Source organism: Agathobacter ruminis, from assembly GCF_002735305.1.
GTDB lineage: Bacteria > Bacillota > Clostridia > Lachnospirales > Lachnospiraceae > Roseburia > Roseburia ruminis.
Map to the genome: position 1 here is coordinate 1 of NZ_PDYG01000112.1, position 16,449 is coordinate 16,449.

The 16,449-nt window shown below is 45.1% G+C and carries 14 protein-coding genes; 4 read left to right on the top strand and 10 right to left on the bottom strand.

Annotation, left to right across the window (positions count from 1 at the left end; all coding sequences use genetic code 11):
• Nucleotides 1-105: 105 nt before the first annotated feature.
• A complete protein-coding gene (locus tag CSX02_RS10870) occupies nt 106-1,350 on the top strand; it encodes a DUF4317 domain-containing protein (RefSeq protein WP_031543546.1) in 1,245 nt (414 codons plus the stop codon).
• A gap of 68 nt (nt 1,351-1,418) precedes the next feature.
• On the top strand, nt 1,419-2,210 hold the full coding sequence (locus CSX02_RS10875; RefSeq protein WP_099386695.1) for a zinc ribbon domain-containing protein: 792 nt from the start codon (nt 1,419-1,421) through the stop codon (nt 2,208-2,210).
• A gap of 53 nt (nt 2,211-2,263) precedes the next feature.
• On the opposite strand, the gene CSX02_RS10880 is transcribed toward CSX02_RS10875, so the two are convergent.
• Genes CSX02_RS10880 through CSX02_RS10900 form a run of 5 tightly spaced genes read right to left on the bottom strand, consistent with a single transcriptional unit; the run spans nt 2,264 to nt 7,870 of the window.
• Nucleotides 2,264-2,593 carry a carbohydrate-binding module family 20 domain-containing protein gene (locus tag CSX02_RS10880; RefSeq protein WP_099386696.1) on the bottom strand — a complete coding sequence of 110 codons (330 nt, stop codon included), beginning with the start codon at nt 2,591-2,593 and terminating at the stop codon, nt 2,264-2,266.
• 27 nt (nt 2,594-2,620) lie between these two features.
• Entirely contained in the window at nt 2,621-3,457 is an 837-nt protein-coding gene (locus tag CSX02_RS10885) for a sugar ABC transporter permease (protein WP_189281537.1), read from the bottom strand.
• Nucleotides 3,457-4,767 carry a carbohydrate ABC transporter permease gene (locus tag CSX02_RS10890; protein WP_099386697.1) on the bottom strand — a complete coding sequence of 437 codons (1,311 nt, stop codon included), beginning with the start codon at nt 4,765-4,767 and terminating at the stop codon, nt 3,457-3,459. The genes CSX02_RS10885 and CSX02_RS10890 overlap by 1 nt, the downstream gene beginning before the upstream one ends.
• 11 nt (nt 4,768-4,778) lie before the next feature.
• On the bottom strand, nt 4,779-6,245 hold the full coding sequence (locus CSX02_RS10895; protein ID WP_099386698.1) for a sugar ABC transporter substrate-binding protein: 1,467 nt from the start codon (nt 6,243-6,245) through the stop codon (nt 4,779-4,781).
• On the bottom strand, nt 6,242-7,870 hold the full coding sequence (locus CSX02_RS10900) for a glycoside hydrolase family 13 protein (RefSeq protein ID WP_099386699.1): 1,629 nt from the start codon (nt 7,868-7,870) through the stop codon (nt 6,242-6,244). Before CSX02_RS10900 ends, CSX02_RS10895 begins: the two co-directional genes overlap by 4 nt.
• A gap of 120 nt (nt 7,871-7,990) precedes the next feature.
• Here CSX02_RS10900 and CSX02_RS10905 point away from each other — a divergent pair, with 120 nt between their 5' ends.
• Nucleotides 7,991-8,791 (top strand): LacI family DNA-binding transcriptional regulator, encoded by an 801-nt coding sequence (locus CSX02_RS10905; protein ID WP_189281539.1) that lies wholly within the window; start codon nt 7,991-7,993, stop codon nt 8,789-8,791.
• 11 nt (nt 8,792-8,802) lie between these two features.
• Here CSX02_RS10905 and CSX02_RS10910 read toward each other — a convergent pair whose 3' ends face one another.
• From CSX02_RS10910 to CSX02_RS10925, 4 genes are all read right to left on the bottom strand, one after another.
• Entirely contained in the window at nt 8,803-9,603 is an 801-nt protein-coding gene (locus tag CSX02_RS10910; RefSeq protein ID WP_099386700.1) for an InlB B-repeat-containing protein, read from the bottom strand.
• A 208-nt stretch (nt 9,604-9,811) separates the two neighbouring features.
• Nucleotides 9,812-10,804 (bottom strand): substrate-binding domain-containing protein, encoded by a 993-nt coding sequence (locus tag CSX02_RS10915; protein ID WP_099386701.1) that lies wholly within the window; start codon nt 10,802-10,804, stop codon nt 9,812-9,814.
• A gap of 13 nt (nt 10,805-10,817) precedes the next feature.
• Nucleotides 10,818-12,809 (bottom strand): methyl-accepting chemotaxis protein, encoded by a 1,992-nt coding sequence (locus CSX02_RS10920; RefSeq protein ID WP_099386702.1) that lies wholly within the window; start codon nt 12,807-12,809, stop codon nt 10,818-10,820.
• Between the two features lie 147 nt (nt 12,810-12,956).
• Nucleotides 12,957-13,832: a methionyl aminopeptidase gene (locus CSX02_RS10925; protein ID WP_031543534.1), complete on the bottom strand. Its 876-nt coding sequence runs from the start codon at nt 13,830-13,832 to the stop codon at nt 12,957-12,959.
• Nucleotides 13,833-14,550: 718 nt separating this feature from the next.
• Between CSX02_RS10925 and CSX02_RS10930 the strand changes: the two genes are divergently transcribed.
• A complete protein-coding gene (locus CSX02_RS10930) occupies nt 14,551-14,925 on the top strand; it encodes a hypothetical protein (RefSeq protein WP_099386703.1) in 375 nt (124 codons plus the stop codon).
• Nucleotides 14,926-14,982: 57 nt separating this feature from the next.
• Here the strand turns inward: CSX02_RS10930 and CSX02_RS10935 are convergent, their stop codons facing one another.
• Entirely contained in the window at nt 14,983-16,431 is a 1,449-nt protein-coding gene (locus tag CSX02_RS10935; protein WP_099386704.1) for an HD domain-containing phosphohydrolase, read from the bottom strand.
• Nucleotides 16,432-16,449: the final 18 nt, after the last annotated feature.

Below are 16,449 nucleotides of genomic sequence, written 5' to 3' on the forward strand. Positions count from 1 at the left end.
GCGGAGGGAGAAAATCGAAAATGGGCAGTGGCGCGCGGCGGGAATTTCGAATATAATAGTGGGTGACCCTAATGCGGTCAGACAAAAAAGGAAAGAGGAATTTCAATGAATAAAAAAGAAGTTATGGAACTGAAGCGCCGCTTTAAGAAGGACGCGGCCACATTCTCGCGTCTGGTGGGATGCTATGTGGATGGAGAACATCACAAGGTATGTAAATTCGGCGGACAATTTCTGACGCTCGAGGAGGACGAATATTATAAGTATCTGGAGATTGCGAATAAGCTGCTGTCCGGAACCATCGGCAATAATCTGCTGAATCTGGAGTTTCCGATTGATGAGGAGGCAGTGGGCGGAAGACAGCAGATTCTGATGGCACTGCGCGACTGTGATCTCGAGAATGAGGATTTGCTGGATACCTATTATGATCTGGTGATTGATACCTATGATGAGGTGGGAAATTATCTGATTCTGCTGTATCTGGACAGCTATGATGTAATGACACGCACCAAAGATAATATCAATCTGGATGAATCGGAAGAAATCTATAAATATTTGCTGGTAGGTATTTGTCCGGTATCGCTTTCGAAACCGGGTCTGGGATATCTGGAAAAGGAAGGACGCATCGGACCGCGTATCCGCGACTGGGTTGTCGGTGCACCGGAGACCGGATTTTTGTTCCCTGCGTTCAATGACAGAAGTACTGACATCCACTCTACCCTGTTTTATACCAAGAATACGAAGGAGCCGCACTCTGAATTTATGGCCAACGGATTGGGCTGTGGCATAGAGCGTACTGCAACTGAGCAGAAAATGGCATTCCATTCGATTGTCAGAAATGTACTCGGTGCGGAGGAAGAGTCGACCGAAGATACTTTGCTCGATATCCAGCAGACGCTGGCCGACATGGCGGAAGATTATGCGGAAGTTCATGATGTCGAGGAAGATCCGTTTATTCTGGACAAAGAAGTCATCAAGCAGGTACTCGAAAGCAGTCATGTGCCGGAGGAAAAGATTACCCGCATCGAAAAGAATGTCGATGAGGCATTTGGAGAGAAACTGCCGCAGGCTGAGAATGTCATCGACAATAAGGCTTTGGTTGCAAACGAACTTCGCGTCGAGAAGCTGGCACTCGAAGAGCAGGTTGGCGATCTGACACTGAAATTGAACGAAAAGCAGGAAGAGATTGACAGTTACAAGGAAGAGGTCAAAACCTATGATGTGGTGCTGCATGTAAAGCCGGAAAAAGCATCTCAGATTAAGTCGACCACCATCGATGGTGAGAAGTGTATTGTCATCCCGATGAAAGAAAACGAAAATGCGACCATCAATGGTGTAAATACCACAATTTAACTTGTGGCATTATGGCGCATCTGTTATGATAAAAATTGAAACAAACAATCAAATAACGGAGGTAAGTTATGGATAATAACAATTACTATCAACCACAACAGCCATTCGCACCTAGACCTGGCTTCCAGTTTAGCAGCTTATTACAGCTGACATGGAAGAATCTGGTGATTTGGGCCGGAGCATTACTCTTTGTATTATTCTTCATTCCAATTATGTCAATGAAGATAACCTTCTTCATCGAAATGAAAATGCGTGTCAGTGGATTAAACATGATGATCAATCGCTTTCATTTCATGGGCGAGTGGGGATCTCTCGGAGGTGGATTCTTCCTGATCGGATTCCTGCTGTTTTTGATTCCGATTGCACTGATTGTCATTTCACTGATCAATGCAATTGCCAATCAGCTGAAGGCCATCCTCACCATCGTGCTCGGCGCATTGGGATTCATCCTTGAAATTATCGCATTTGCAAAGTTAAAAGCTGAATTATCAGATGCAGATTCCGCACTGGGCGAGCTTTTCGATGCCGATGTGAAGGTACATGTGAATTTCTTCTATGTGCTTGTCATCCTGCTTTTCCTTGTTGTAATCGCCGCAGGTGTTATGATGATAATCACTAAACGCACCGATTCCATTAAGGACAGTATTCGCCAGCTTTCAGGTACCCGTCAGGTATATGCTACTCCGGTACAGCCTGTTGCTACCCCGGTTCAGCCTGTTGCCACTCCGGTTCAGCCTGTTGCCACTCCGGTTCAGCCGACTGCCGCTCCGACTCAGGAGCCAACCAGAATCTGCAAAAACTGCGGTTCTCCGGTAACCGGAAAGTTCTGTGCGAAATGCGGAACTCCGATCGAGTCATAATCAATTCAAGTCTCGCTTTATCAAAAAAAGAGCTGCAAATGCAGCTCTTTTTTTTACCATGTATCAACAACCGTTCCTGTTCCGTTTGTGACGGTTGTGTAGACATGATTGGATCCGCTTTCCCATACAACATTTCCTGCGGCATCCTTTTTGATGTACTTATACTCGATTCTGGTACCAGCCGGCAAACTGATATCATAGAACCAGGTAGGGTAATTTGCAATACTTGCAGTGTTATTGAAGAAGCAGCCTACTGCTTTATCCGGATTCCAGTTGCCCAATTCCGCGATGTTACCTACGATATAGAGGGACTGACCATAATTGGTATAGGCATTGTTCACAAAGAATCTTGTAGCAACCTGTGTGCGTCCGAATGTAACGATGCCTGCAGTATTGGTTACATCCTATAACTAGCCTTTCACAGCACCTGCTGCGATTCCGTTTACCATATTTCTGACAAGGCAGAAATACAACACTACGATTGGCAATGCGATAAATACACTGCCGGCAGCAAATCTGGCAAATTCCGTTTCATCCAGGCTCATCAGTCCGACCGCAACCGTATAGAGATTTTTTTCTTTTAACAGCAGCTTCGGCAAAATGAAATCACTCCACGGCCAGGTAAACGAAGTCAATGCGGTATAGACAATCATCGGCTTTGCCAGCGGAAGATTTATTTTGGTGAAAATTTGCAGATTTGTTGCGCCATCAATCTTTGCCGCTTCATCGATTGCCTTTGGAATGGTATCGAAGAAGCCTTTTTGTGTCAGATACCCCATAGGTGCGCCGGCAGCATAAATCAGAATCAACCCCCACAAATGGTTGATCAGACCAAATTGTGTCATCAAAAGATACACTGCTGTCATACCCATGAAAGACGGAAACATTCCAAGCACCATCGTGATTTTCATCATCGGTTTGCGCGCTTTGAATTCGAACCTTGACATGGTATAAGCTGTCAGGATGGTCAGAAATGTTCCAAGTATGCAGCTTCCCGTCGCAACCATAAGCGTGTTCAAAAACCACTTTGGGTAGTTATACATGGTTGTGTCCGTAAAAAGCTTTTTAAAAGTCGCAAGACTGTATGACCGTGGGAAAAATCCATCAAAGGAGTAGATGCTTCCTGATTTTGACAGTGAGGCTAAAATAATCCACAAACATGGAAAGAAAAAGATAAACGCCACAGCAATCAAAAGGACGTAGGTCACGCCGGTATCGAGCATTTTAAATCCATTCTTTTGTTTCATTACTGGAATGTATCCTCCTCTCTGTAAGATGGTGATTTCACATAAACAGTCAGAGAAATCACAGATGTAATCAGGAATATTACCAAACTGATGGCAGCACCGATACAATAATAATTGTTATCGATTGACAGGTTATAAAGCCAGTTGATCAGCAAATCGGTATCGCTTGCAAGGAAATATCCATCCATATACATACCGCCTCGCAGGAAATAGAAAATTCCGAAATTGTTGAAATTTCCGATAAACTGTCCCAGCAATACCGGCATGGTTGCAAAGAGCATAAACGGAACGGTCAGTTTACGGAACTGTGCGAACCGTCCTGCCCCATCGATTTTCGCAGCTTCATACAAGGACATATCACGGTTGGAAAGATGTCCTGTGGCAAGAAGCATGATGGACGGCACACTGATCCAGCAATTGACCAGAAGTCCGATCAGACGCGCACTCCACTTTGCATCGATTCCGAGGAATCCGAACGGGGTTCCTCCATTACTGATGATCATCTGGTTGATTGGTCCGCCGTACGAAAACATGAATTTGAATGCGAGCAGGGTAATGAATCCCGGAATTGCATATGCAAGAATCGGAAATGCACGCCAGATGGCCTTGCCCTTGACACATTCCTTGTTCAATAACAATGCCAGCCCCAGTCCCGCAAAATAATTGATTGTGGTAGAGAGCAAAGCCCATAAAAGGTTCCAGCCCAAAATCTTGAGGAAGGTCGGACCGAATTTGGAAAGGACCATTAATTTCCGGAAATTGTCCACGCCCACCCAGTCAACCAGCTCCGGCGGAACAATATTGCCGCCATAGTTGGTGAATGCAATCAGAATCATAAAGATAATCGGAAGCACATTAAATACACAGACTCCGATCAGCGGCAATGCCAATACCAGCACATAAAATTTCTGATCCAGCAGGTCTGCCAAATCCTGGCGCAAGGTCTTCTGCGGGAGATTATTTTCTGCACGCTTCTGCATTGCATATGCGCCCTTGATGTTTTGGACATAGAAGAATGCAAATACCGCAATTACGATAAATGCAAAAATACCCATGAGCATCATCACGACCGAGTTATCCCCCTCGATGCCTGCCCATGCATCTGCACGCTGTGTTCCTAATGTAAAAAATCCCCTGATATCATTGAATCCGCGCTGTACCAGATAATAAATCATGGACAGTTCCACGAATAAATACAAAAGCCCCTTTGATATACTTCCGTAGCGGAAATGTCCCGCTCCCATCAGGAGCAGGGACATTTTCACCGGTACGGTAGCTGTCTTCATAAATGTCTGTACGGTTTGTTTCATTGTTATTGCCTTTACTGTAATGTCGTGATTGCCTCGTTAATCTGTTTGCACATGTCTTCGAGACCTGCTTTCATTGACGCAAGATCTTTGTATTTCTTTTCGTTATCCGCACGGTATACATCCTGTGCCAAATCGATAAAGAATGTCTGACCCGGGGTCCAGATTTGTGCGATTGCCGAAATCGATGGCATCAAAATGATATTGCCTGCATCCAGATTCTTGAAAATCTCCTCGGATGTTCCGCCGACTTCCTTTGCCACATCACCTCTCGCCGGAGCAATTCCAAGCATATGTGCACGGCGCTTTACCATATCATAGCTTGTTGCAAATTTTACAAATTCAAGACATGCATTCGGTGCCTTCGTATAAGAGCTGACTGCATATCCGTTGACACCACCCATGCACTTGGAAACAATCTGTTCTGCATTCTTGTCTGTCAGATCCCCGCTTGAAGGCAACTGTGGAAGTGCTGTCATCACAAGATTTTCTTCCGCCTTTTTTGCGGCATCCCACTCGGAAAGACCCTCCTGCTCTTCATAAGCCTTGGTCAGCTCATCAAGGAAGGTAGAATAAACATCCGGTGTGGAGATGGTTGCAAAATAGCTGCCGTCTGCAAGTTTGCTGTATGCATTTGTAGTGATGGTATCATCGATGCAGTCTTCGTTCATTGCAGAAGCAAGCTGGCTTAACACCTGCGCACCCTTTTCTGCTTCGCCGGCCGCAAAACCGATTTCGGAAGGATCGGTATTGTTATTTCCAAAAATATATCCACCATATGAGAATAAGAATCCGCTTGAGAAATACATATCATTGAGCGACTTCATATAGCCATACTGTTTTTTGTTTGCCTCATGACGGGCAACTGAGTAGTCGTACATTTTTGACCAGGACTGAATCATATCCGGTACACTGTCCTTGTCCTCATCCCATGCGCTCTCCCAATCTGCCGGCAGCAGATCCTTGCGGTAGTAAAGCATCGGTGCCTGCACATTGACCGGAATTCCACAGGTATATTCGGTTCCGTCCACTGTGGCATGAAAAGCATTCCATGCTGTATCCGGAATCTGCTCAAAGCAGTCGAATTCTTCTGCCGGAAGCGGAAGGATATGCTTTCCGTCCGCATATTTCATGATAATATCATTTGCCTGATACAACACATCAGGTCCATATCCGTAAGGTCCGTCATTCGCGAGATCCAGATACTGATCCATGTTGGCATCCACAGCCTGAATTCCCTTATCTTTATACTCCTCATTAAAGGCGTCAATCAGCTCTTTGAAATAGCCCTTTTCAATTGCGGTATCATTTTCCAGTACGCGGATGGTGACATTCTCCTCCAGCTGTCCGTTAAATACAGCAGCTCCTGTTCCACCCTTTTTTGCAGTATTATCTGTGGTATCTGTGTCCGCGCCACCGCAGGCAGTTGCAGTGAGCGCTACCGTGGCAGCAAGTACTGCGGCAATCCATTTCTTTTTCATGATTTCATTTCCTCCTCATAAACTTCATAGTTTTCACGATTTAATTTCAATATAAATTTTGTTTTTTGATAACGACGTTCCACATACAGATAATCATCCTTTGCATAGACACGAACGATTCCGTAGCGGATGACATCTTTTTTCTTCCACTGCAAAATACTTTGTACTTCGCGTAAGAAATCCATATCCCAATGGCTTTGATCCCAGTCGAAACAGCGTCTCGAATCCGGATCGTATCCGCCTTCCATGCAGATTTCCGTTCCGTAATAGATACAGGTTGCTCCCGGAAAAGCAATCTCAAGCGCGATTGCACTGAGCAATTTCTTTTTATTCTTCCCCACTTCGGAGAAGAAGCGATGTGTATCATGCGAATCCAGCAGATTGAGCATCATATCATTGACCTGTGCCGTGTTGCGCATCAAATTGCTGTTTAATTTTTCCGCCATCTGCTTTGCATCAAAATTATCATGTGCAAAATAGTCCAGGCACGCCTTGGTAAATGCATAATTCATAATGCTGTCATACTGGTCACCCATCAGATAGGAATAGGCGTCGTGCCAGTTCTCCCCGACAATGACACAGTCTTTTTTGAGTGCCTTGACCTCACGACGGAAGCGACGCCAGAAATCATGTGACACTTCATCCGACACATCCAGTCGCCAGCCGTCAATTCCGGCCTCACGAATCCAGTATAATGCAATATCCAGCAAGAATTCCTGTACCTGCTCATTTGCCGTATTCAACTTTGGCATATAATTGCAGGAGGCAAAGCATTCATAATTGCATTTCTCCGGTTCCGGATAATCTCCGTCAATGATAAACCAGTCATAGTATTCGGATTTGCGCCCCTTCTCCATTACATCGCGAAACTGTTTCATGTCCATGCTGCAATGGTTGAATACCGCATCCAATACGATGCGAATGCCTTTCGCATGCGCCAGTTCCACCAGTTCACGGAAGTCCTGCATGTTTCCAAACATCGGATCAATGGTTTTGTAATCTTCAATATCATATTTGTGATTGGACTTCGACAGAAAAATCGGTGTCAGATAAATAGCACTGATTCCGAGATTCTCAAGATAATCGAGTTTCTCGATGATTCCGCGAAGGTCGCCGCCCGCGAAGCTTTTCGGGGTTGGCTTGTCGCCCCATTGCATATTGATATAGGAGCGGTCTTTTTGTGTATCCCCTGCAAAGAAACGATCCACAAAAATTTGATAAAAAATGGCACCCTGCATCCAGTCGACCGTCTCCATACGGTCATTCTCATTGATGTAAGGCATTTGGAAGAAGTTGTAAAAAGCTTCCGGAAAGGAATAGCTTTCTGTCAGGCCGTCCTCACTGTAATACAGGCTTTTGCCATCTTCTTCCACTCGAAAAATATATGCCAAACGGACATCGTCCAATTTTAATCGTTTTTCATAATATTTGTAAAGATTGTCTTCATAATGTGCAGTCATCTCCATTTCAGACTGCTGCATCTGGAATTGGTATTTCGGTCCGTAAACCAGAAATACTTTCACTTGATCGTCTTTTGCCATTCGAAGACGAATTACAATCTCGTCTTTCCCGACTGCAAAGCAATATCGCGAATCAGGAATATGTAATAATGCATGTTGGTTCATCTTATTTCCTTTTCCCCGTCAAAAAATAATCATGCGCTCATATTGACAAATTATTTTTTCACTCTGATAATAATACTAAAATTGCTGAAGCGATTAAACCCTTTTATGGAGGATTTGAAAATGTCCAGAAAAAAAATCACAATCAAAGATGTGGCTCGTCAGGCCGGTGTGTCCACCGCAACCGTTTCGTATATTGTCAACAATCGTACCGATATCAAAATCACAGAAGAAACCCGCAAAAAAGTACTGCAGGTGGTCAATCTGTTAAATTACTCGCCGAATCAGGCAGCTCAGGCACTTGCGGCAAACCGTAAAAGCCTGCTGGCAACCTATCTCCCGGCAACCGATACCTTGTTGCAAAATGCGGAGAATTTGTACATTCTCAAAACACTGACCAACTATTTTCATCAGAAAAAATATGAGATGATTATCTTAAATGATCTCGATCTTGAAAAATGTGATCAGGCAGATGCCATCATCTGCTACAATACCGATTCCGAAACATTCCATAAACTCGGTAATAACAACTTCATTCCTCTGCTCGCTGTCGATTGCATGATCAATGATCCTTTGTTCTTTCAGATCAATTCGGACCCGAATCGTTTAAAGGAGGCAGCTGACAGGTTCTTCCATGGGGAAGACTATTCGTTTGTCATGCTGGTGACTCCGAACAAACCGCGCGAGCAGTTTTTACAGACCGCATTCCCAAAGATGACTTTTGTTTCCACTCCGCAGGAGTGCAATGCCATCTCCGGGAAAAATATTCTCACTTGCGACCATACCCTGTATGAACTCCTGAAGGAGGAAAATGAAGTATGCTATGTTCCATCGCTGAATGAACAAAAGCTGTCCACGATTCATACCTGTATGGAAGAGGCGCTGGCCCGTACACCGCTCGACCAGCACGATGTGCTGGTCTAGGCATTTTTCTTTTACTTACCGTTGTAGGTAAATGTGATGGTATCGTATGGATTCAGATTGAAGTTCTCTTTGGTTGCTTCTGTATAATACGCATCCTCAGTATCATAAATATCTTCTGCCGGATAAGTGGTAAGTGTGAATGTATAATTTCCAGCTACCGCAACTTCGATGTTAGACTTCTTTACGGAAGCATCACCGAGGGATCCGGCACTCTTGAAATATTCGGTTCCATCCTGCTCTACAGATGTCAGATATCCGAAACCTCTCTGATCTGACCAGTTCTTGTCAATTGCAAACTGGAACTGATCTCCTGCCTGAAGATCCAGAGTGATGGTATAAACATTTGCCTTATCATTGGATTCCTTGGTAAGTTTCTGTGCGTCACCGACTACTGCTCCCCAGTTAGATTCCTTTAATACATCACTCTCACCGCTTCCTACGATATAGAAAGTTCTTGTATCTTCCGTATACTGTGCAAATCCTGCATAAATGGAAGTGTCTGCGGTAATTGCTGCTGTTGCATCAAATGCTCTTGACAATTCAGGGGTTGCATACCATCCCATGAATGTGTATCCGTCCTTTGTCGGAGCTTCAATATCCAATGTCTTTCCGCTCTCAACTTTTACAGTGTCGAGTACGGTCTTTCCGTCACTGTCATAAACGGTTACCGTGCATTCCGAATCCTTCTGCTCACTTTCTGTTGCGGTCTGGTTCTTTGCTGCATCCGTACCTTTATCGGAACCGCCGCATGCACTAAGGCTTCCTACCATAAGCGCCCCCAAAACCAATGCTGTTACTAATTTTCTTTTCATCTTGTTTTCCTCCTATTTAACCGTTTAAATTAAACTGAAAAATAAAAGCGGGCGCCTATATCCCGCGCCATCGCTTAACCGTTTAACTGGTTTATATCATATCATCACTTATTCCCACCGTCAACCGACAATAATTGCTAGTTTTTGTTATTGATTTTTGTGCAATACTACAAAAGGCTCCTTTCGGAGCCTTTTGATAATGAGAATCTTATTTGTATTCATTTACATTGGTTGCGTCAACCGGTACAAACGGAACCCAGACATATTTATGATCTTTGCTCGCACCTTCAATGTTTGACAATGACTTGCCGTTTCCAAGTGCGACTGCAGATTCTACCGCACGTGCGCCCTGGCCGCCTGCATCCTGCAATACTGTCATATACATGCCACCATCAACGATGGACTGGCATCCGTCTGCAGTTGCATCTACTCCTGCCACCGGATATTTGGAAGTATCATATCCATTATCCTTCAGCCATTTTACGGCACCGAGTGCCATCGTATCATTGTTGCAGATGATTGCATCAAAAGGCTGACCTGTCATCTTAAAGACATCGAGCTTCTCATACGCTTCCGTATCAGACCAGTTTGCATTATCCATAAAGACGATATTGGCATCCACCTGATTGTCGCGGAAGAAATACTTCACGGCATTGGTACGGCCAATTGCTCCTGAATGTCCCTTTTCGCCCTCAAGTATAATCAGATTCAGGGATGATGGTTTGCCAAGCTTATTCCATACATATTCCGCCTGGAATTTGCCGGCGTCCTGTTCATAGGATGCGACACAAACAAACTCATCATCTTTTAAATATTCCTTGTCCGGCACATTGTTGACAAATATCATTGGCAATCCATTTGCCACCACTTCCATCTGAAGTGCTGTGGTAGAATCAACCAGAAGGCAGATAATTGCATCATAGCCGGCAGCTTTCGCACCTGCAATCTGTTTCTTTTGCTCTTCAATATCATTGCCGCAGTATTGCACATCCAGTGTAACACCCTGGTCTTTTGCCGCATTGCGGATTGCATCTGAAAGAGTTGCACGGAAGGTATCATCTTCATCCGTAAGCGTATACAGGATTTTGCTTCCTCCTGCCGATCCGCCTTCGGATTTTGCGCCTCCACAACCTGCTATCAATGTCAAAGTCAACATCATTGTAAATACAATGGATAATAATTTTTTAAATTTCATATTCATCGATCAATACCTCCTATATCTTAAACTGCTGCACATAAGCTGTCAGCGTATCAGAGGTATTCGCCAGTTCATGCGAATTATCTGCCACATCCTGGCTACTCTGCGTGATATTATTTGCCTGTTCTACCATTTGATGGCTGGTCTCGAGGATTTCATCCGCGCTGGCCGCCTGTTCTTCCGAAATTGCTGCGACATTGGAAGATACATCATTTACTTTTTCGACATCCTGAATCATCAGGTCAATCAGCTGATTTGACTTCTCGATGTTCTCATAGATGCGATCAAAGGTATCCACAGCCGTCTGAATCAGGCCGCTGTTCTCTTCAATGTTACGCGCACTCGTCTGAGCCTGTTCCACAACACTTGCAACTGCATCACGTACACTGTCGATCAGGCGTGCGATGCTCTCTGCAGATGAGGAACTGTTCTGTGCGAGCTTTCCGATTTCACTTGCAACAACCGCAAATCCTTTTCCCGCTTCGCCGGCGCGTGCCGCCTCGATGGAAGCATTCAGTGAAAGCAGATTGGTCTCCTCTGAGATTTCTGCAATCAAGCCGACAATCTTTGTAATTTCTTCGGAAACCCTTCCGACCTCATTGATGGAATCCACAAGTTCATCATTGGCCATCTTGATTCCCTGCATTGCATGATTCAGCTGTTCCATATCAGCACGACCCTGCTTGCTGATTTCTACAGTCTCCTTCATGCTTTCGTTTGCTTGATTTGAATTCTCACGGGTATCTGAAACAACCATCGCAAGTGTGGTTGCATTCTGTGCGATTTCATTAACCGCTACGGCAAGCTGATCCACCGTTTGATTCAGATTCTTCATTGCATCTGACTGTGACTGTGATGCCTGGAACATATTCTTTGATACACGGTCACTGTTGTCTGACTGCTCTTTGAGTTTTTCGGATTCCTGGTTGATGTCGGCGAGCATCTTGCGCATGGAAACCACGAATTCACTCACCTTGGTACCCATCACACCGATTTCGTCATTGCTCTTGTTGGTCACCTCAATTGTGAAATCTCCGGCTGACATATCGCTGATGCTCTTTGTAATATTGCCAAGCGGAGCGATAACCTTGGATACAGTCAGGTTAATCAGTACAATAATTAAAATAATTGCAACTACACCAACCAGAATCAGAATCTGTGTCAGTTTCATAACATCTTTCAAAATGGTATTTTCTGAAATATAAGATACCAGAACCCAGTCAGTTCCACTGATTTCAGAGAATGCCACCGCATTTCCGGACAAAAATTCTGTTGTATACTCACGATCCTTGATCTTCTTTGCAATCGCTGCCATCATCTTGTCGCTGTCAGTCTCTGTCAGTTCTCCGAAGATGCGCGATGAATCGCGATGTGCCAGGATGGTATATGTACCGGTATCCACCAGGAACGATGCTGCCTGATCCATCTTGACTCCGGAATTGACGATTGTGCTGATTTTGTCCAAAGACAAATCTGCCGCAATTACCTTCAATTCTCCGGATCCGTCGTTCAAAATACCGGATGCACTGATGACAGCCTTTCCATCCGCTGTCTGATAAGCAGCGCCGTAATCCATGTTTACGCGGGTCATTCCCTGCTGATACCATGTTTCCTGTGTCGGATTGGTCACCGTTTTCTGTGACTCTGCTGCCTTGTACATTTTTCCTGTGGCGGTTGCCACATAAACACCGTCTGTACAATTTTTATTGAATCCGTAATATGCATCCAAAAGCGCCTGCAGACCTGCCTCATCCGGCTTTGTCCGCTCAATCGCCTGCTTCACCGTGGAGAAATTCTCCAGATTCTGACTCAGCCACGACTCAATATTGTCGCCCTGGTTGCTGATTGATGACTCAAGCTGTGCCGTTGCCATTTTTGACATACTGTTTCTGGACAATGTGCCCGAAATCAGTACCAACGCCAAAATTGTCAGTACTACCGCCGGCAGCAGAAACAGCAACAGCTTATTCTTTATTTTGCCTTTCTTTTGACTTTTCTCTCTTGCCATTTGCCAAGCTCCCTTCCTTGTTCGCTGAATTTATTTCCATAGGAAAATATTACTACATTTTTCCTATTTTCGCACTACTTTTCTCTTTTTTACGAAAAAAAGCATGTTGCCTCTCCCGACAACATGCTTTCTGTTGCATTCTCATTATTACCAGCTGATGACTTCATAGCCATCTTCCGTAACAAGGACCTGAATCTCCCACTGTGCAGATGGCTGATGGTCGGCAGTATATACTTCCCAATCATTTTCCTCATCCACAAAAATATCGACCTTGCCCATATTTACCATCGGCTCAATGGTAAACATCAGTCCCGGCGCCAATACCATATCGGTTCCGCGTTTGGTATGATATCCGACCCATGGCTCCTCATGGAATTCCACGCCTACGCCATGTCCGCCGATTTCGCGCACTACAGTATAGCCATTCTCATATGCATGATCATGTACGGCCTGTCCCATATCTCCGAGGAATCCCCACGGTTTTACTTCTTTCAGGCCCAGTTCCACACATTCTTTTGTCACCTGCACCAGACGCTTCTTTTCTTCGCTTACCTCACCAATCATAAACATGCGGGAGCTGTCCGAAAAGTATCCATCCAGAATTGTGGAACAATCTACATTGACGATATCCCCGCTCTTCAGAATTCTATTTTCCAACGGGAATCCGTGACATACCTGATCATTTACCGAAGTACATACGCTATACGGATATCCTTCATAATTCAACGGAGCCGGAATACCTCCCATATCCGTTGTCATATCATATACCAGTTTGTCAATCGCTGCCAAACTCATCCCTTCATGCACGGTCTTTGCAATCTCGTCGAGCACTGCCACATTAATTTTGGCGCTCTCCTTAATTTTTTCCACCTGCTCCGGAGTCTTAATCAGATCTCTTGTCGGCACTCTGTGATGCTCCGCCGCAAGTTTCGCCAGTTTGTCATCAAATGCCGCATGGCATGTCTTATACTTTCTTCCGCTGCCACACCAGCACGGATCATTTCTTCCAATCTTTGTTGCCATCTTCTTCCTTCTTTCCTCATTATTTTCCTCAGCAACTTCACTATGCAAATATACTTTAATTTTTCCCATTCGTCAACTTCCGCCCCACACAACTCCCCTGTCCCTCCCACTACTCCCGTCCCGGCCACCCGCCGTGCCTATCCCTCAAACCACACGATAGGCGGGCAGCTTAGATTCTCCAAAGGCATACGCGACGCTTCAAGAGGCTGTCCTTTCACCGATTTTGCAATTCGACAAACTGTCTTTTCCACGCAAACACATGAGAACTATCATATTTCTTTCCTGTCCATATAGACCGGTGCGGAACACTGTCCACTTGCTAAGTAAAACAACGAAGCCGCTTTTGAGTACTCGATACCGCCTCAGAGCGTCCATCCGGGACGCCATCGGCTCTCGCCACCGTCCGTGGCGGCTCGTATCGAGCACTTCGCAAAAGCGGCTTCTGTTTTACTAAGCGCGTTCCCAATGATGTTCCTTCACCGGTCTATATGAACCAGGAAAGGAATCAGGACTTTCGGGTGTTTGCGTGGAAAAGACAGTGCGGAAGAAGTGCAAATAGTTGAAAGAACAGCCTCAATCGAAGAAGCGTCGCGTGGCTTTGCTGAGAATCTTGCCGCCTTATGCCGTGTGTGGTTTAAGGGACAGACAGGGTGTTGCATTTGCGGGGGCGGAGGGTTAGAATAAAAAAGTAGCGTAAATTACACAGGAGGAATTTATTATGGGAAAAAAATTTGTGAAGACTCTTATCGCTTCCGCAGCAATCGCCGGTGTAGCCTATGCGGCCATCAAGAATAAAGATAAAATTGCGAAATTTAAGGATAAGATGAGTGCAGATGATGACATCTTTGACGATGAGGACTTTGACGAAGATCTTGATGATGAAGATGAAGATGAAGAAGTTGAATCAGAAGATGATACCATCGAAGCATATGATACAAGCGGTGACGGCAAAGTGGATACCGTGGCCATCGACAATTCGGGCGACGGAAGACCGGACGAGCTGATTGTCGATACGACAGGGGACGGCAAAGCCGATACTGCATTCGTGGATACGACAGGGGATGGTGTGGTAGATACCACAGTGGATTTATAATTTGATTTGTTAGGCAGATAGAATGAGAAAAGAGACGCAAATGCGTCTCTTTTTGATTTAGCGATCAATTTCTCCTTCAAGCGTAATCATGACACGCTCTCTCAGATAAGTCGGACTGGCAGGCTTGATAATATAATCGGAGGCGCCCACTGCCTTTCCTTTCATGACGGTTTCACGGTCACAGCTTGCCGTCAGGAAGATGACCGGTATTTTGGTAAACCCGCTGTCACGAATGGAGCGGACCGCGCTGATTCCGTTTAAAACAGGCATCTCGACATCCATGATGATCAGATCCGGAACACTCTTTTCCTTGATGAAGGAAATTGCTTCAATTCCGTTTGCAATGGCGACGACTTCATAATCCTGCCCGATTGCAGCCTTTGTCTGCATCAGACTGATTGGGCTGTCATCTACAATCATCACCAGCTTGCGGCGATCTTCTGTATTGCGCTTTTCGTTGAGGACTTCTACCGGCTCGTCCTTGATGATAGTGGCAATTCCGGATGCAACAATCGTAATTTCTCGATATGCGTGATCATTGCTCAGATCCACTTTGACATTGCGATGTTTCAGGCGGATAATCGGTCGTCTCGGCTGATCGGACTGATCAATGACAATCGCCTCTTCCCCATTCGAGAGTTTCACATCGATTCCCGGCGGATAGGCCGGAATGACTGCATGAATGGCATCGACAACACTATGGTCAAATAATGTATCTTTCCCTCCTTCGAGATAGTCATGCGCTTTCTCATGTGGATAAGGATCTTTGTAGGAGCGCTTGCTGGTCAGCGCATCATAGACGTCACAGGCGTGAATGATCTTGGCCAGTTTCGGAATCTCATCACCGGTTCTGCCAAGCGGATATCCGGTGCCGTTTTCATTCTCATGATGCATCAGAACTGCCTGACGAACGGTCGCAGAAATTGCATCATTGTCATACAAAATATCATATGAAAATTTGGAATGATTCTTGATGGTGGCATATTCCTCATCGGTCAGTTTGCCCGGTTTGTTCAGAATTTCTGCCGGAATTTTGCTCTTGCCAAGGTCATGGCACAGAGCGGCAACCGCCAGTTCCTCCAGCTCCGCATAAGACAATCCCATTTCTTTTCCGACAGCAACCGCATAGATGCCGACATTGACCGAATGATGAAATGTATAATCATCATAAGAACGAAGGTCTACCATATCTACGGAGATGGCAGAACTCGAAGCAATCTGATTGACCATGCTCTGCGAAACATCAATGATATCATCGACATTTCCCTCTGCAACGGCCTCCACTCCGGCTTCGAAAGTTTCAGTTTCGATTGTCTCATGGATGACAACATCCTTTGACAGATCATCTTCGATATATGCGCCAAGATAGCCCTTTCCCTGAAGGTAATTGACATATTTGGCGGTCAGTTGCGTTCCTTTTGCAAGCATAAATGCCTGCTTGCGACTGATGATGCTGCGCGCAAGAATCATGCCCGGAACCAACGATTGAGCTGGTACAAATCTCATTTATTTATCTCCCCGAAT